This window comes from Pseudalkalibacillus sp. R45, from assembly GCF_052246725.1.
Lineage (GTDB): Bacteria > Bacillota > Bacilli > Bacillales > Fictibacillaceae > Pseudalkalibacillus.
Genome location: NZ_JBQQCL010000007.1, coordinates 69,123 through 85,813 on the forward strand (window position 1 = coordinate 69,123; position 16,691 = coordinate 85,813).

General features: G+C 41.3%; 19 protein-coding genes and 2 pseudogenes. 15 read left to right on the forward strand and 6 right to left on the reverse strand.

Going from position 1 to position 16,691, the window contains the following annotated elements:
• Window positions 1-144 precede the first annotated feature (144 nt).
• The gene (locus ACTWQL_RS13535; protein WP_443142965.1) at window positions 145-522 is read right to left on the reverse strand and encodes a rhodanese-like domain-containing protein; all 378 of its coding nucleotides are present in this window, start codon (window positions 520-522) and stop codon (window positions 145-147) included.
• Between the two features lie 188 nt (window positions 523-710).
• On the opposite strand from ACTWQL_RS13535, the gene ACTWQL_RS13540 reads away from it, so the two are divergent.
• From ACTWQL_RS13540 to ACTWQL_RS13550, 3 genes and pseudogenes are all read left to right on the forward strand, one after another.
• On the forward strand, window positions 711-1,544 hold the full coding sequence (locus ACTWQL_RS13540; RefSeq protein WP_443142966.1) for a lipoate--protein ligase family protein: 834 nt from the start codon (window positions 711-713) through the stop codon (window positions 1,542-1,544).
• Between the two features lie 375 nt (window positions 1,545-1,919).
• Window positions 1,920-2,711, forward strand: a pseudogene (locus tag ACTWQL_RS13545) (ribonucleotide reductase N-terminal alpha domain-containing protein); the annotation flags it as partial.
• Between the two features lie 738 nt (window positions 2,712-3,449).
• Window positions 3,450-5,192: pseudogene (locus tag ACTWQL_RS13550) on the forward strand (vitamin B12-dependent ribonucleotide reductase); the annotation flags it as partial.
• A 44-nt stretch (window positions 5,193-5,236) separates the two neighbouring features.
• Here the strand turns inward: ACTWQL_RS13550 and ACTWQL_RS13555 are convergent.
• The 3 genes from ACTWQL_RS13555 to ACTWQL_RS13565 form a co-directional block, all read right to left on the reverse strand.
• The gene (locus ACTWQL_RS13555; protein ID WP_443142967.1) at window positions 5,237-5,602 is read right to left on the reverse strand and encodes a hypothetical protein; all 366 of its coding nucleotides are present in this window, start codon (window positions 5,600-5,602) and stop codon (window positions 5,237-5,239) included.
• 4 nt (window positions 5,603-5,606) lie between these two features.
• The gene (locus tag ACTWQL_RS13560) at window positions 5,607-6,122 is read right to left on the reverse strand and encodes a hypothetical protein (RefSeq protein ID WP_443142968.1); all 516 of its coding nucleotides are present in this window, start codon (window positions 6,120-6,122) and stop codon (window positions 5,607-5,609) included.
• Between the two features lie 152 nt (window positions 6,123-6,274).
• A complete protein-coding gene (locus ACTWQL_RS13565; protein ID WP_443142969.1) occupies window positions 6,275-6,478 on the reverse strand; it encodes a hypothetical protein in 204 nt (67 codons plus the stop codon).
• Window positions 6,479-6,627: 149 nt separating this feature from the next.
• Between ACTWQL_RS13565 and splB the strand changes: the two genes are divergently transcribed.
• From splB to ACTWQL_RS13585, 4 genes are all read left to right on the forward strand, one after another.
• Window positions 6,628-7,653, forward strand: a complete 1,026-nt coding sequence (splB, locus tag ACTWQL_RS13570; protein ID WP_443142970.1) for a spore photoproduct lyase — start codon at window positions 6,628-6,630, stop codon at window positions 7,651-7,653.
• 101 nt (window positions 7,654-7,754) lie between these two features.
• The gene (gene mntR, locus ACTWQL_RS13575) at window positions 7,755-8,189 is read left to right on the forward strand and encodes a transcriptional regulator MntR (RefSeq protein WP_221565512.1); all 435 of its coding nucleotides are present in this window, start codon (window positions 7,755-7,757) and stop codon (window positions 8,187-8,189) included.
• A gap of 302 nt (window positions 8,190-8,491) precedes the next feature.
• The gene (locus tag ACTWQL_RS13580) at window positions 8,492-8,761 is read left to right on the forward strand and encodes a hypothetical protein (RefSeq protein ID WP_443142971.1); all 270 of its coding nucleotides are present in this window, start codon (window positions 8,492-8,494) and stop codon (window positions 8,759-8,761) included.
• A 94-nt stretch (window positions 8,762-8,855) separates the two neighbouring features.
• A complete protein-coding gene (locus ACTWQL_RS13585; protein ID WP_443142972.1) occupies window positions 8,856-9,788 on the forward strand; it encodes a patatin-like phospholipase family protein in 933 nt (310 codons plus the stop codon).
• Here ACTWQL_RS13585 and ACTWQL_RS13590 read toward each other — a convergent pair.
• Together ACTWQL_RS13590 and ACTWQL_RS13595 are read right to left on the reverse strand one after the other, a co-directional pair.
• Complete coding sequence (locus tag ACTWQL_RS13590; RefSeq protein ID WP_443142973.1) at window positions 9,783-10,178, reverse strand: SA1362 family protein; 396 nt, start codon at window positions 10,176-10,178, stop codon at window positions 9,783-9,785. The two genes, ACTWQL_RS13585 and ACTWQL_RS13590, sit on opposite strands and share 6 nt — an antisense overlap.
• Window positions 10,179-10,197: 19 nt before the next feature.
• Complete coding sequence (locus ACTWQL_RS13595; protein WP_443142974.1) at window positions 10,198-11,157, reverse strand: DUF1385 domain-containing protein; 960 nt, start codon at window positions 11,155-11,157, stop codon at window positions 10,198-10,200.
• Window positions 11,158-11,444: 287 nt separating this feature from the next.
• On the opposite strand from ACTWQL_RS13595, the gene ACTWQL_RS13600 reads away from it, so the two are divergent.
• The 8 genes from ACTWQL_RS13600 to spoIIIAC all read left to right on the forward strand — a co-directional run bounded on the left by ACTWQL_RS13600 (window position 11,445) and on the right by spoIIIAC (window position 16,682).
• Window positions 11,445-11,975 carry a YqhR family membrane protein gene (locus tag ACTWQL_RS13600; protein WP_443142975.1) on the forward strand — a complete coding sequence of 177 codons (531 nt, stop codon included), beginning with the start codon at window positions 11,445-11,447 and terminating at the stop codon, window positions 11,973-11,975.
• Window positions 11,976-12,202: 227 nt separating this feature from the next.
• The gene (gene aroQ / locus ACTWQL_RS13605) at window positions 12,203-12,649 is read left to right on the forward strand and encodes a type II 3-dehydroquinate dehydratase (RefSeq protein WP_443143121.1); all 447 of its coding nucleotides are present in this window, start codon (window positions 12,203-12,205) and stop codon (window positions 12,647-12,649) included.
• Window positions 12,646-13,713, forward strand: coding sequence for a M24 family metallopeptidase (locus tag ACTWQL_RS13610; RefSeq protein WP_443142976.1), 1,068 nt, complete (start codon window positions 12,646-12,648; stop codon window positions 13,711-13,713). The genes aroQ and ACTWQL_RS13610 overlap by 4 nt, the downstream gene beginning before the upstream one ends.
• A gap of 19 nt (window positions 13,714-13,732) precedes the next feature.
• Complete coding sequence (gene efp / locus ACTWQL_RS13615) at window positions 13,733-14,290, forward strand: elongation factor P (protein WP_443142977.1); 558 nt, start codon at window positions 13,733-13,735, stop codon at window positions 14,288-14,290.
• A 345-nt stretch (window positions 14,291-14,635) separates the two neighbouring features.
• On the forward strand, window positions 14,636-14,917 hold the full coding sequence (locus ACTWQL_RS13620; protein WP_443142978.1) for a YqhV family protein: 282 nt from the start codon (window positions 14,636-14,638) through the stop codon (window positions 14,915-14,917).
• A gap of 82 nt (window positions 14,918-14,999) precedes the next feature.
• Window positions 15,000-15,947, forward strand: coding sequence for a stage III sporulation protein AA (gene spoIIIAA / locus ACTWQL_RS13625; RefSeq protein ID WP_443142979.1), 948 nt, complete (start codon window positions 15,000-15,002; stop codon window positions 15,945-15,947).
• Window positions 15,944-16,456, forward strand: coding sequence for a stage III sporulation protein SpoIIIAB (spoIIIAB, locus tag ACTWQL_RS13630; RefSeq protein WP_443142980.1), 513 nt, complete (start codon window positions 15,944-15,946; stop codon window positions 16,454-16,456). Before spoIIIAA ends, spoIIIAB begins: the two co-directional genes overlap by 4 nt.
• A gap of 19 nt (window positions 16,457-16,475) precedes the next feature.
• Entirely contained in the window at window positions 16,476-16,682 is a 207-nt protein-coding gene (spoIIIAC, locus tag ACTWQL_RS13635) for a stage III sporulation protein AC (protein ID WP_221565492.1), read from the forward strand.
• The last annotated feature ends 9 nt before the right edge of the window (window positions 16,683-16,691 follow it).

Genomic DNA, 16,691 nt, shown 5'->3' on the forward strand with positions numbered 1-16,691 from the left:
ATAAGAGCATAATCCGGCCGCTTTTGATCGGTATCCGGCCAAAGGTTACTTTTTACACCTTTGTGCAACCAAGAACTAGGAAAAGGAAAGGGGCTGTCCTAAAAGATTTAGGACAGCCCCTTAACCAATTCTATCTTTTCAATTCTATTTTCCTTTTTTCACTTTACCGTTCCATTTTTTGAATCCGCCTTTAAGGTTATAAAGATCCTTGATTCCTTTTTTCCTTAAAACAGTTGCAGCCCGGACGGTACGCATTCCGCTTTCGCAGTACATGTAGACAGGCTGATCATTACGGATTTCTTTATGACGCATACGGAGCTGTGACAACGGAATATTTCTCGCTCCGAGAATATGTCCATTTTCATATTCTTTCTGTTCACGAACATCGACCAGCTGAGCTTTACGATATCCGCTGCGAAATTCTTCTTCAGTCAACGTCTTCAAATGTCTGCGTTGATATAGTCCAGCGACGATCATATATACGATGATGGCTGCTGGAAGTGCCCAAAAAATCCATTCCATTTCAATCTTCCCCCTAGAAACTTTCTACCATTCTCTAAAATGATACCATGTCCATTATATACAGGAATTTTCTTATTCGCAAAACTAAGTTTTTAAAATTCAATGAATTGTATGTGCTCATAGGTTTCTGTTAAACTATGAAAGGTAAAAATGTATGATGAATGCATAAAGAAAGAGGCGTACATAAAATGAAGGAACAATGGTATTTTATCGATTCTGGTGCATGCTCACCAGCTTATAATATGGCGTTGGATGAAGCGCTGCTAGATTGGCATAGTAAAGATGAAATTCCACCGGTAGTTAGATTCTATGAGTGGAATCCTGCAACGCTTTCTGTCGGTTATTTTCAAAAGGTCGAAAAGGAAATCAAGCTTGATGCCGTTCAAAAGCACGGCTATGGGTTTGTTCGAAGACCGACTGGAGGGCGAGCTGTACTGCATGATAAAGAGTTGACTTACAGTGTCATCGTGTCAGAAGAACATCCTAAAATGCCGCAATCGGTAACAGAAGCTTACAGGGTCATTTCTGAAGGGATTTTAGGTGGATTCCGGAACCTGGGTCTTGAAGCATATTTTTCGGTACCAAAGACAGAAGAGGAAAAAGCAGGACTGAAAAATCCGCGCTCAGCAGTCTGTTTCGATGCGCCATCCTGGTATGAACTCGTCGTTGAAGGCAGAAAGGTTGCTGGAAGTGCGCAAACGAGACAGAAAGGTGTCATTTTACAACACGGGTCGATTTTACTTGATATTGATGAAGACAAATTGTTTGATTGCTTCAAGTTTTCAAATGAAAGAGTGAGAGAACGCATGCAGAAAGCGTTCAGTAAGAAGGCCGTAGCAATCAATGATCTTCGTGATGAAAGAGTGACGATCGAGGAATCCAAGAAAGCTTTCAAGACTGGATTCGAACAAGGACTTGATGTGGAATTCATACCACTTGTACTAACGGAAGAACAAAATCAATATATTGATGAAATCATTGAAAGACGCTACGCAAATGATGAATGGACATTTAGACGTTAACTGAAAACTGTGACCAAAAACTGGTCGCAGTTTTTTAATTTTTTTATTGGGAAAAAGAAGGATTTTTGAAAAGTTCAACAGACACCAGAGGTTCAAAAAAGAATAAATCTCGCAACTGAGTAAATTTCTCTTTTTCGATTGTCTGATATGTCATATGGACATTTTTCGCTCGTTTTCTACTTTTTTTATATGTTTTTGATTTTGACAAGATTAAGATCATTCGTTCTCGTCCATACAATATATTGTATTATTTTAAAATAATGTACACTATATATTGATGTTTAGTGTTTTACTGTGCTATGATTTGGGTAACCTAAAATTGAAACTACTTAAAAGAATAGAAATGAAAAAATTATATCATGAGGAGGATCCTGGATGGCGATTGTAACAGGGGAGCAACGACATCATATCAACATTGATCGGTTGAATGAGGACATTGCTAAATTTGAGCAGGTGCATCCGATTACATCGGACATGCATACCACTCACAAAGGGGTATCAAGATTGGTGATGTTGGACCGGTATTCGTTCAAGGATACTGAGAAACGGACATTGCGTGAAGGAGATTTTGTCATCTTGACTGTCAAAGATGATCCGAAATTTCCTGCAAGAGGGTTAGGATTCATCGTTTCCATAGACAGCGAGCAAAAACTTGCGGAGGTCAAAGTAGACGAAGACTACCGAGGTGTGGTTGATAAGCCCGGGGAAATGGAGACAGGAATCGTAAAAAGATCCCTTGATACGATTGATAAGCCCTTAGAAATCTATTACGAGCAGATTGCAAAGCGAAATGCGACAGGTCTTGCTACAGTAGAAAAAACAGAAGAAAAGAAAAAGGAATCATTCGAGAAGTTCTATCATGAACTTGTGAATTTGAACTTTGTTCCTGCGGGCCGTGTCCTATACGGTGCAGGCGCAGCTACAGACGTAACGTACTTCAACTGTTATGTCATGCCATTCGTTCAAGATTCAAGAGAAGGAATTTCAGACCACCGGAAGCAAGTGATGGAAATCATGAGCCGGGGTGGTGGAGTCGGAACGAATGGATCGACGCTCAGACCGAGGAACACACTCGCAAAAGGCGTAAACGGAAAGTCATCCGGATCGGTATCGTGGCTCGATGATATCGCGAAGCTTACACATCTTGTTGAACAAGGTGGATCCCGTTAACTAGCTCCAAACGGCGGGATTAAAATCTCGTGAATTGCTGGAACACCCTAAAGCCTTGAAAGCTACAACGCGGCTGGCAACAGCAAACGTGAATGCTTGAAAATTTCAAGGATAAAACAATGGGCAATCAGCAGCGAAGCGTCTTAGGAAACTGAGATGAACGTTCAGAGACTATTGAAAGCACCTAATTTTTCATAAAGTTGAAAACATGGTGCGAGTAAATCGAAAGTTCAGGAATCGACCCTTTCGAAGCGCGGGACAAGGATAGTAAAAACATCCTTGATGATATAGTCCGAACTCATGTGAGAGCATGAGAGTCAGGCAGAAATGACCTGGCCCCTCAATAAAAAGAGGAGTAACAATTAGCGTGGGGCACAAATGATCATGTTGGCGGATTAATTGCTCTAGTCCGCGTCATTCAGACAATGAGTGACTAGGAAATCGGGTGAATTGCTGAAAAGTCCTTAGAGCCATTCAAGCTACAACGTGACCGGAAACGGTGAGCGTGAATGCTAAAAATTGATTGGATTGGATAATCAGCAGCCAAGCACCTATTCAGGTGAAGGTTCAACGACTATCGAAACCTGACAATTTAATTGTTAAGGAAGTAGAGTAGGGGATCTAAAAGATCTTCGAAGTGCCCGGCCCCTAACAGATGATGCTGAGGGTGATGATATAGTCTAGACCGTCTGCATTATGCAGAGTTCAAGTATCCTGAAAAGGACGGTATAAACGTGGCATCCAGACATTATTGAATTCATCATTTCGAAAATGCAAAACCCTAGAATCCTCAGGTTCCTTGTTGAAAATACAGAAGATGAAACAATCAAGCAGTTAGCGTTGGACAAACTTAAATTTACACCGTTAACTGATACAGAACGAGATATGTATCAAAGCATCGTGAATTATAAAGCCATCCCTGGTCATGGAGGTTTTACTGAAAAAGCCATTAAAGAAGCTGAAGAAAAGCTTCAAACCGGTGGCACGTACAGTGTGCATAACTCCGAATTTTTAACTGGGGCGAACATTTCGGTATGCGTAACCAAAGAATTCATGGAAGCTGTCGAAAATGATACAGAGTACGAACTTCGATTCCCGGATGTGGAAAATTACACATTTGAAGAAATGCTCGAATACAACAATACATGGCACGAATACGGAGATGTTCGAGAATGGGAATCGAAAGGATACGGAATCCGTGTTTATAAACGGCTCAAAGCACGTGAGCTCTGGAACCTTATCAATATTTGCGCAACCTATTCGGCAGAACCGGGAATCTTTTTTATCGACAACGCCAATGACATGACCAACGCAAAAGCGTATGGACAGAAAGTAGTAGCAACGAATCCATGTGGAGAACAACCACTCGCACCATATTCCGTCTGTAACCTGGCTGCCGTCAACTTGGCTAATGTTGCAGACAAAGATCATAAACGTGTTGATTTTGATAAGTTGAAGCAAACGGTTAAAACTGGTGTCCGAATGCAGGATAATGTAATCGACGCTACTCCTTATTTCTTGGAAAAGAACCGTGAACAAGCTCTTGGAGAGCGACGTGTAGGACTAGGTGTCATGGGTCTTCACGATCTCCTCATCTATTGTGAAACGGTGTACGGATCCGAAGAAGGAAACGAACTGATCGATGAAATTTTCGAAACGATGGCGACAACTGCTTATCGCGAGTCAATCGAACTGGCAAAAGAAAAAGGAAGCTTTCCATTTTTAGTCGGTAAGACAGAAGAAGAAACAAAAGAATTACGGCAAGCCTTCATCAATACAGGGTATATGAAGAAGATGCCAGAAGATATCCGCGAGGGTATTGTGGAACATGGCATTCGTAATTCACACTTGTTGACTGTAGCTCCAACTGGATCCACAGGTACGATGGTCGGAGTCAGTACAGGATTAGAGCCTTACTTCTCATTCTCTTATTTTAGAAGTGGTCGACTAGGTAAGTTCATTGAGGTGAAGGCTGATATCGTGAACGAATACTTGTCACGAAATCCTGAAGCGGATGCTGAAAAGCTGCCGGATTGGTTCATTTCCGCAATGGATCTGAAGCCAGAAGCACATGCTGATACCCAATGTGTCATCCAAAACTGGATTGACAGTTCAATCAGTAAAACCGTCAATGCACCGAAAGGTTATGCAGTAGAGCAAGTACAAGCAGTTTACGAGCGTTTGTATAATGGCGGGGCGAAAGGCGGTACTGTCTATGTCGATGGAAGCCGTGACTCGCAGGTCTTGACGTTGAAAGCTGAAGATAATACGTTTGATGATGATTCTGTTGCGACAAAGACAGAAGAGAAAAAGAAAGTCGTACTTGTTGATACGATCTCTGACCTTCGCTCAACAGATGTTACGATTGGAAATGAAGTAGGAAACACATGTCCAGTTTGCCGTAAAGGGAAAGTAAAAGAAATCGGCGGATGTAACACATGTACAAACTGTAACGCACAGTTGAAGTGCGGAATCTAAATTCTAGAGAAGAACCGAGTGAAGCAATACACTCGGTTCTTTTTTCAATCTTTAGGATTATAAATACTCAGTACCTTGCTCCAATCCCATTTTTCATAAAAGTCCTCTCCCTGGTCAATATTTGTAATCCACACCATTGCATTTCTTCCGGTCCCATCAGCTATCCATACGTCACTTTTTTCACGGTTGGCACGGACCCATGCGAGTTGGTTTGACTTTTGTACATAGTATGGATTGAAATCACCATAACCTTCTTCAGGGCTAGTGATCTTTTTTTGCTCTTTGCTTTTAAGGTCAATCTGATACAAAGTCGGCAATGGTCGTTCTGTTGGATTATTTGACCATTCACTTTCCTTTGAACGTGCAACCGTAATCACAACATCATCATTCCAGGTGAAATCCCTATCCACAAATTCATCTGGTGTCAGTTTGCCAAAACTCGCTGGTCGGAAGCTCTTTTACTTTTAAGAACTTATTCATAATCGACATGCGATTGATACCGCCGATATATGCTAACAGATTACGACTTGGAGCCCAATGGAACCAGTTTGGTTCATTCAGCATTTGGTCGAGTTTGATCAAGTGTTTTCCATCAGAAGAGAGCACATATAAAAGATTGAAATCTGCTGATAATGAAGCTGTCGGATATTTAATAAAAGAAATCCATTTTCCATCTGGGGACCATTTGAAAATACTTGTTCCAATCCCAAAGTCTTCGCTTTCAATTGAATGGGCAGGTAATGTAAAGAAATGTGATTTTTCGATCTGACCGTCCTTTAATACGAATTTATGCAATTCAATGTCCGTCCAGCCATCGGGAGTGAGTTCTGAATTGGTCGAAGTCAAGAAACCTTTCCCATCCAGCTGCCATGAGTAATTTGCGACATTAGAAGCTATCCTTTTAGTTTTCTCGCTGAATACATTTTTCACATATAAGCGATCACCTTCCTGAAACGCGAGGCTGTTCTTGTTAGGAGCCCACTGTATGTTGGAAGGGACGCCTATAAAAACTAATTCCTTTTGCTCAGAATGTAGATTGTAAAGCCAAACCTTTTGCTTATCTTGATTCTCTTCGAAATAAGCTAGCCATTTTCCATCAAATGACCATCGAGGACTTGCTGTTTTTTTCCGTTTGTTACCTGTTTTTCATCATTGCCTTCCTTTATCCAAAGGTCACCATTTCTAACGAATGCTGCTTTTAAGGAGTTGTGCGTTTCCCCACTTGCTGCTTGAGGGATTATGAAACTTACTAGGATGCATAAGACTACTGCTAATAACCTTATCAAGACGATTACCTCCTGATTTGAAACTTTAATGTAGTTTGTGGTCACGAACGGATACAAATGCTTGCATCTTTTTTCCTGCTGATGGATTGCCATTTAATACATAAGTGGAAATAAACGGTCTTGACCATAATAAGGGGGAGGTGATTTACTTGAAACCCTTCGTTCCACAATTAGTGTTTATCGAACCGAAAGCTCTCGAATATGAACAAGGCCGGATTCTTAAAGATAAATTTGAGAAAATGGGGCTCGAAATCCGTGAGACCACTTCCCATAACCAGGTACGCAATCTCCCAGGCGAAAATGAGCTGCAAAAATATCGGAATGCCAAATCCACACTTGTCATCGGAATACGGAAAACCCTTAAATTCGATACATCAAAACCATCAGCGGAATATGCGATTCCCCTTGCGACAGGCTGTATGGGGCATTGCCATTATTGCTACTTACAGACGACATTAGGGAGCAAACCGTACATCCGTACCTATGTGAATCTTGATGAAATTTTTCAACAGGCACAGAAATATATCGATGAACGTCAACCTGAAATAACTAGGTTTGAAGCATCCTGTACATCAGACATCGTTGGTATTGATCATTTAACACACTCATTGAAAAAGACGATTGAATTCATCGGCAAGACGGAACTTGGACGGCTAAGATTTACGACGAAATACCACCACGTCGATCATCTTCTAGATGCAGCACATAATGGAAATACAAGGTTTCGTTTCAGTGTGAACAGCCAATGGGTTATCAAAAACTTTGAAATGGCAACCTCTTCATTAAGAGAACGGTTAGAAGCCGCTAAAAAAGTCGTTGAAGCGGGTTATCCTTTAGGTTTTGTCGTAGCTCCGCTTTATCTTCACGACAATTGGCAAGAAGGGTATAAGGAAATGTTCGATGAAATTAATAACACAATTCCGAGCAAACATTTTCGGGACATCACATTTGAATTGATCCAGCATCGTTTTACAAAACCAGCAAAAAAAGTCATCCAAAAGCGATATCCAAAAAGCAAACTGGAGATGGATGAAGAAAAACGGAAATACAAGTGGGGGAGATATGGAATCGGAAAGTATGTATATCAAAAAGATGAGGCTCAAGAATTAAGAGAGACGATCGAAAATTACATCCATCAATACTTTCCAGAAGCCCGGATCGAGTACTTCACTTAAGACACCAGGAACGCTTGTCACTTGTAAATTATTATTGTATCCTTTTAGTATGCTTTGATTTTGTATAACCTACAAAATCAGCGGTATTGGAGGGGAAGAACATGCCAACTCCAAGTATGGAGGATTATATTGAACGTATATACCAATTGATTGATGAAAAAGGATACGCAAGAGTTTCAGATATTGCAGAAGCTTTGGAAGTTCACCCATCATCGGTTACGAAAATGGTACAGAAGCTGGATAAAGGCAAATACGTCGTTTATGAAAAATATCGTGGTTTCGTACTTACACCGAATGGAAAGAAACTTGGGAAACGTCTTGTTTATCGACATGAACTATTGGAAGATTTCCTGAAGGTCATCGGGGTCGATCAGGAAAACATTTATGAAGATGTTGAAGGAATTGAACATCACTTGAGCTGGAATGCGATCGACCGCATCGGCGACTTGGTCCAGTATTTTGATGAAGATACGTCTCGTATTGACGGATTACGGGAAGTACAACGAAAAAATGAAGAAGAACAGGAACAATCATAGCCTACGTGTTGTGGTTGTTTTTTATATTGGCTGTTTTGGCAAACTTTGTTGTTCTTGCACTTAAAGAAAGTATAAACAATACTTTCTTCAGTATAAGGGCAACTAAGGCTCGACCTACAAAAGGCATGGTCTCGCCAAGTTTTCTTTAAAAGTCGTTGAATTCTGCTCCAGGATGCTCGCTTTCCGCGGGGCGTGCGGTGAGCCCACTCGTCGCCTTGCGACCTCAGGAGTCTCCTTTTCAAGGAAGCATTTGTGCTCCTGCGTCTACAAGAAAGTCCTGTCGAAGCGAGTTTCCTCGTCGCATGCCTTGCGAGGAGATTATTCAGGTAGTAGGCACGCTGGTCCCGCAGGACAAGGAAAGCTTCGGCAGCGTTACATCGCACGAAGGAAATGCGATTTTCATTTTCGAGGAGTCTCGCACCTTGCTCTCCAATCAAGGTGAGTTTTTAAATATGACTCAAAAGCAACAATCTTTTAGAAAAGAGCCTTTATATTTAAAGAAATTCTCCCTTCTAATGGCAAATAAGACTGAGCCTGCGCTAAGGATAAGCTTTGCCAGGTTTTCTTTATAGACTATTTTAAAGAAGGTTCTATAAAGAATATAAAGGTTTCAGTACGAATGCCTCTCTTCATTCAGTCATATATAAAATGAGGAGGGGTGAAACGATGGATGTGGATGGGGTTTTCTCTGGTGGTGGTGTTAGAGCAATTGCTTTTATTGGAGGTTTAAAAGCTGCAGAACAGAAGGGGATCGCGTTCAAAAGGACTGGAGGGACAAGTGCGGGGGCGATTTTTGCTGCTATGGTTGCAGCTGGGTATAAATCGAATGAAATCAAAGATCTACTGCATAAAGTGGATCTAAGAGAATTTCTTGACCCCAGGAGGCTATCCGTCGCTTTTCCTTTCATGAAATGGCTCACGTTGTATTGGAAGTTGGGTCTCTATAAGGGGAAACGATTGGAGCAATGGGTTGAAGAGGTGCTTGCTGCAAAAGGGATAAAAACGTTTGGGGATCTACCAGAAGGCTCCCTTAAAATCATCGCATCAGATATTACAAATGGGCGTTTAATTGTTTTACCAGATGATCTTGAAAGGTACGGAATCTTACCGGAGCGCTTCAAAATCGCTAAAGCCGTACGAATGAGTGCGAGTATCCCTTATTTTTTTGATCCGATGAAAATATATGATGCGACAGGAAAGAAGAATTTTATCGTTGATGGCGGTGTATTAAGTAATTTTCCGATTTGGTTGTTCCATGATGGAAAAACAGAAATTAAACGACCAACACTCGGGTTCCAATTAAAGCCTTCCCAGTTCGAGCAAAAACCGAATGATGTCAAAAATGCGATTTCCCTTTTCCATGGTCTGTTTGATACGATGATGGATGCGCATGATGCGCGTCATATCTCGGAAGCCCATAGTGCCGATATCGTTTTCATCCCGGTAAAACAAATTTCAATGATCAATTTTGATCTTTCATCAGAAGTGATAGATGAACTCACTGATTTTGGAATTGAAAGTACGGAGAAATTCTTAAGAAGCTGGAGACATTATCGACCGCAAGCGAAAATTTCCACAAAAAAATCGAGCATCCTATAATGCTCGATTTTTCTTTTTGCCTTTTTTTCCTTCAATGACTTTGAAGTTATGATCGTTCGTACGTTTTTTCTTTTTAGAGACGGAGGGTTTCGTCTTTGGACTTGGCTTTATCTTTGGCGGTTTTTTCATAACATTTCCCGGTTGATTTTGATATTTCTGTGCGGAATAGCGAGCCGCTTGCTTGTACTTATTAACATCTTTACCACCACCACCGCCAAACCGCTTTGAAAGGAATCGCTTATACAAGAAGTAAAAGATCCCACCGACTGCAGCGAAAATGAGGACCATCCGCACAAGGTACATTGGATTCGTAATGACGGTGTTAACAAAGCCAAATGCTGCAAGACCCAGTATCAACATGACTAATACGTTGAACTTTCGAAACAACAAGACTCACCTCCTTAAAAATTTAAACCACTTTGATCGTTTCTTCAGCTGTTGCCTTCTCGTATTCGCCGTCCCTTTTAAGCATTTCATTGAATGAGGCAATAGCTACTTCAGTCTGTTTATCAGTAGGTTCTTTGGTTGTCAGTAACTGTAACCATAAGCCAGGATAGCCGAGGTAACGCAATACTGGAATACTTCTTAACTTATTTGTACCCTGCAGCACTTCATAAGATACGCCTAATACTACTGGTATCAGTGCCACTCTAGAAATCAATCTAAGCCATAATGGATCTGACGGTACAAGTAAGTAAATGAAGACCCCGATAATTACGGTGAACAGTATGAAACTACTTCCACATCGATAGTGAAGCCTTGATTGGGCTTGAACATTTTCAACTGTCAAAGGTAATTTGTTTTCATAAGCGTTAATGACTTTATGCTCGGCACCATGATACTGAAAAACTCGTTTGATCAATGGTGTCATCGATATGAAATACAAGTATGAAAGCAATAAGATTAATTTAAGGATGCCTTCAATGATATTCTGTCCAACATGTCCTGAAAATATAGGAATCGGTCGAAATGCTTCTGCAGCAATTGCTGGAAGCAATGTGAACAAGAATTTGCCGAAAAGAAACGATAGGACACCAATCACGGCTGTTCCGAGAATCAAAGTCAGTTTCGATGGTTTATTTTCTTGTAACACTTTTTCGTCATCTTCTGGTGCTACATCATATCTATCTGTAGAAAAATTCAAGTGCTTCACACCGTTTGCACTTGCTTCAATGATTGCCACAAACCCTCGGATCAATGGTATTTTTTTTAGAGAGTTTAGAACGGGGCGATGTTTTTTTTGTACTTCGAAGTACTCGAGTGAATCGTCTTTTCTCCGAATTGCTGTTACATATGTGTGTTTCCCAGCGAACATGACACCTTCCATTACAGCCTGGCCGCCATATGCTGGAGCTTTTTGTTTAGACATTCATCCACCAACCTATCTATGCATTACCATTCTAATTCTATTCTACATGATAGTATGGTAATCCGCTATACGTGAGGGCTTCTTGTTATCCAATTTTCAAATTTCTTCAAACTAATAACTTCATGTAAAAAGGAACATATTAACAGAGAACCCCTAGAACTGGCCATCAAAGAATGGTTAAAAAGTATGAGGCACTCTGATCATTTGATTTATATTTTCCCTCTTCCCATTGATTTAACACTTTTATACAGGTTTTTTTCAATTGAACAAACTCTGGAGGTGCAAAAATGGAATCCGAACGAAACGAAAGAGAAGAAAAGAATCACAAAGAACCCCTGGAACAGGATCAAAAAGAAAGGCAGGTTTCATTTACTGGAAGGGTTTTGACCATCGGGTTCGTCGGCGGTTTATTTTGGAGTCTGATTGGTTACCTTTTATATGCCTTGAATTTTACGAAAATCAAGCCTGCTCTTGTGCTTTCACCATGGGTAGTTGCTGAGTGGAAAGATAAAGCTTTAGGAAATTGGATCGGGATCCTAGTGATCGGGTTTTTATCGATGTTGGTAGCGTTGGTTTATAAAATCCTTTTAGCAAAGTTCAAGCATATGATAACCGGTGTCATATATGGAATTGTGCTCTGGGGAATCGTCTTCTATTTATTGAGACCGATGTTTCCGACTCTAGAGCCTATTCAGGAATTAGGAAAAAATACTTTGACCACCACATTAAGCCTTTATGTGCTATATGGTTTGTTCATCGGGTTTTCAATATCGTTCGAGTATGATGAGCTTACCAAAGCGCGTCAAGAAGGGCATTGAACTATTCAAATACCACTAGCTATGATAGAATGTTCCGTGGAACATTCTGTTTTTCATTTGAAGAAAGTATAAAATACTTTCTTCAATCTGAGCGCAACTAAGGCATAGCCGGCGCTAAGGCTTGGCTTTGCCAAGTTTTCTTTATTGCTTTTAAAAGAAAGCGTAATCAGAACAGCCAGATTTATATCCTCATCAAAGACTCCTATTTCGGTAAAGGAGAGAATTACATAATGAGAATAATGGTGTTGAACGGTCCTAACCTTAATCGCTTAGGCAAACGTGAACCGGAAATTTATGGGCAGGAGACCTTGGAGCAAATCATGAGTGATCTCCAATCGACAGCGAAGAAAAACGGATGTGAAATTGACTATCGGCAATCCAATCATGAAGGGGACCTGATCGACTGGATTCATGAATCAGTTGACGAGTACAACGGGTTGATTCTCAATCCAGGCGCATTTACGCATTACAGTTATGCCATAAGAGATGCGATCGCAAGTGTCGAGATACCAGCAGTAGAAGTTCACTTATCCAATATATATGCACGTGAATCTTTCAGGCATACGTCTGTCATTGCAGAAGTTGCCATCGGACAGGTCTCCGGTTTCGGCAGTGCGGGGTATGGACTTGCATTAAAAGGACTTTTACAATATTTAGAGGGGGAAGAAAATTGAATCGAATCGAACGTTTAAGAGGATTATTCAGTGAATATGGAATTGACGGTATGCTGATTACAAGTGCGAGTAACCGCCGTTATATCAGCCAGTTTACAGGTTCTTCGGGTGTTGTGCTGATTTCTGGTGCAGAAGCGAAGTTGATTACGGATTTCAGGTATATCGATCAAGCGAACGAGCAAGCCAGAGGATATGAAATCGTCAAACATACAGCGATGATTCCTGATGAAGTTGCTGTTCAGGCGAAGAAAATGGGCATCACGAAGCTGGGATTCGAACAAGATCATCTTACATATGCTGTACACCAGGCTTATAATGAAAAAGTGCAAGGCGAACTCGTACCTGTCTCAGGAATGGTAGAAAAATTACGTCTGGTAAAAGATGAAGACGAATTGAAAATATTAAAAGAAGCGGCTGAGCTTGCTGATAAGACTTTTGAACATATTTTGACTTTTATAAAACCGGGCATGAGAGAAATTGACGTTTCGAATGAGCTTGAATTTTTCATGAGAAAAAATGGAGCAACCTCGTCTTCATTTGATATTATTGTAGCATCAGGAGTACGTTCATCTTTACCACATGGTGTCGCCACTGAAAAAGTGATTGAAAAGGGTGACATGGTCACACTAGACTTCGGAGCCCTTTACAAAGGATACTGTTCTGACATCACTCGTACGATTGCAGTTGGAGAACCAAGTGATAAAATGAAGGACATCCATCAGATCGTCCTTGACGCACAGTTGAGAGGATTAGAAGGCTTGAAACCGGGTATGACTGGTAAAGAAGCGGATGCACTGACCAGAGATTACATCAAAGAAAAGGGATATGGTGAAAACTTCGGCCATTCGACTGGACACGGAATCGGATTGGATGTGCACGAAGGACCAGGACTTTCCTTTAAGGTGGATACAGTTCTCAAGCCTGGCATGGTCGTAACAGTTGAGCCTGGGATCTATGTATCTGGACTTGGCGGAGTACGGATTGAAGACGATGTCGTCATTACCGAAACTGGCTGTGAAAAATTATCAACATCATCAAAAGAATTATTCATCATTGGTGAGTAAAAAAACAGGAGGACACGAAATGATTTCAGTAAACGATTTTAAAACCGGATTGACAATAGAAGTGGACGGAGGAATTTGGACTGTTCTTGACTTCCAACACGTAAAACCTGGTAAAGGGGCTGCATTCGTACGTTCAAAACTTCGTAACTTGCGTACTGGAGCAATTCAGGAGAAAACATTCCGTGGCGGAGAAAAAGTAGCAAAAGCCCATATCGATAATCGTCGTATGCAGTACCTGTATTCTTCTGGTGATGTCCACACGTTCATGGACAATGAAACATATGAGCAGCTTGAACTTCAGACATCTCAAATCGAAGAAGAGCTTAAGTATCTTCTTGAAAACATGACGGTTCAAGTGCAAATGTATCAAAGTGAAACAATTGGTGTAGAACTTCCGAACACAGTCGAGTTGGAAGTAACAGAAACAGAACCTGGAATCAAAGGGGATACAGCATCTGGTGGAACGAAGCCTGCTACCCTGCAAACAGGTCTTACTGTACAGGTGCCATTCTTCATCAATGAAGGTGACGTACTGATCATCGATACCCGTACTGGAGATTATGTATCGAGAGCATAACCACATTATTCTATAATAGATTACGAAAAAAGACCGACCCACACCCAATACGGTGGAGGGTCGGTCTTTTTTACATTTAAAGAAAGTATAAATACTTTATTCAATACAGGGCAACTAAAGCTCAGCATAATTTTTAGGTTGTAGAGATAATTTTATAATTATAATGTAGCTCTTTGGTTCCGAGTTGTAGAGATAAATAGTTGAGCCACAACCATTGCTCTTTGTTTGAGAGGACTCTTGTGCTTAATACATGCAAAAATAGCTAATTATTCAAAGTATATACCTAAAAATCAGTCTACTTCTTCACTTTCCAACATAGGTTGTACAAAAAAAGTGGAGGAAATCATGAAGGAACTCTTAAATCACTTAGACCCTACAGTACTGAATATGGCTGGATTGCGGCTTTTGTCTGCCACCTTTGAGCTTACGGCTGTTTTCTTGATGCTCTATTTCAATTCAATACAAAAGGCGGTCGTCGTCAATGCTTCTCTCGCCTTCGTCGGTCCTGTTATTTTCATTTTTACGATGGCTTTAGGATTGATGGGGATTGCGGGCGATCTGTCTTTTAGTAAATTAGCCCTTATCGGGATCGGCGTAGGATTGATTTTGATAGGGGTTTTGAAATGATCTCTTTCCTCCAACAATGTCATAAAACAGCTTGTTCAGCCATACATTGAGAACAAGCCCATAAAAGAAATGGGGATTTACCATGGAAGAAATTCTCGATATGTTACCAGACTCATTACGAGATCTCCTCCGCCCATATTTAACTGACTCAAAAATGGCGGTGGAGGAAGTAAGAGTGCGTCTGAACCGTCCGCTTGAAATCATTTGTGGAGGCCATCCTACGTATCTCGAAAACAGTCGTGGAGGTCCCTATATCGTGACACTTCAGGATGGGATTCAGCTTATGAACAAGTTAAGTCAATTTTCCTTGTATGCGTTTGAGGAAGAATTGAAAAGGGGTTACATCACGATCAAAGGCGGTCACCGTGTCGGTCTTGCCGGTAAGGTCATTACTGAAAAAGGACAAGTCAAAGCGATCAAAGAGGTCAGTTCTTTCAATATCCGTATTGCGCGTCAAAAGAAAGGGATTGCAGAACCAGTCGCCCCTTTGCTTTTTAATAAAAGGTGGCTGAATACGTTGATCATCGGACCGCCTCAGTCTGGTAAGACAACCTTATTAAGAGATCTTGCCAGAGTAGCGAGCTCTGGCCTACCCAGCCAGAACATCCCCACCTCCAAGGTTGGAATCGTGGATGAACGTTCCGAAATTGCTGGGTGCATTAAAGGAGTGCCTCAACATAACCTCGGTCATAGGATTGACGTATTGGATTCGTGCCCGAAAGCAGAAGGGATCATGATGATGATCAGGAGTTTGAGTCCAGAGGTTATCATCGTTGACGAGATCGGCAGACTGGAAGATTCAGAAGCGATTTTAGAAGCGATGAATGCGGGGGTGCAGATGATCATGACAGCCCATGGTTACAGCATCGAAAATGTTTTGAAGCGTCCTACGATCAAAAGGCTGTTAGATATTCAATTGTTCGATCGTTTTGTGGAGATGTCCCGCCATAGCGGTTCCAATCGGATAAAGAAGATACGAGACAGCGAGTTCAAGGTACTCGACTTTCAAATGGAGCAGGCACTCTCATGAATGTCATTGGGGCTGTCTGTATCATACTTGCAACTACCTGGGCAGGATTCGAATGGGCAAAACGTCTTCAAGAACGTCCGAAACAGTTGAGGCAATTGAAAGTCGCCCTACAATCGCTTGAAGCTGAGATCGTTTATGGACTTACCCCGCTCTATGAGGCGAGCATAAATCTTTCAAAACAGTTGAAAGCACCACTCTCTCTGTTCTTCGACGAACTGGCGGAGCGATTGTACACAGGGCGGTGCACTGTTCAAGAAGCGTGGGAGGAAAGTCTTGAAATCATAAAAAAACATACCGCTTTTCAAAAAGGTGAAATCGAAGTTTTGAAACAATTCGGATCAACGTTGGGCAGGCATGACCGTGATCATCAGCAAAAACAAATCCGCTTAACAATCGTTCATTTGGAGCGAGAAGAGAAAGAAGCTGAGGATCTGCAGCGTCGATATGAAAACATGGTCAAGAGCCTCGGGGTGTTGATTGGATTATTGATTGTCATATTGCTGATTTAGTTGGAGAGGAGAAAGCAGAATGCCTTACGATGTTAACACCATTTTTCAAATAGCTGGAATCGGTATCGTAATCGCCATGTTACATACCGTGTTGAAACAGATGGGAAAAGAGGACATCGCCCACTGGATCACATTGATCGGGTTTGTTCTCGTCCTTTTCATCGTCATCACCTTGCTTGATGATCTGTTCCAACAAATAAGAGGTGTGTTCCTCTTCCAGGGATGAGGAGGGGTT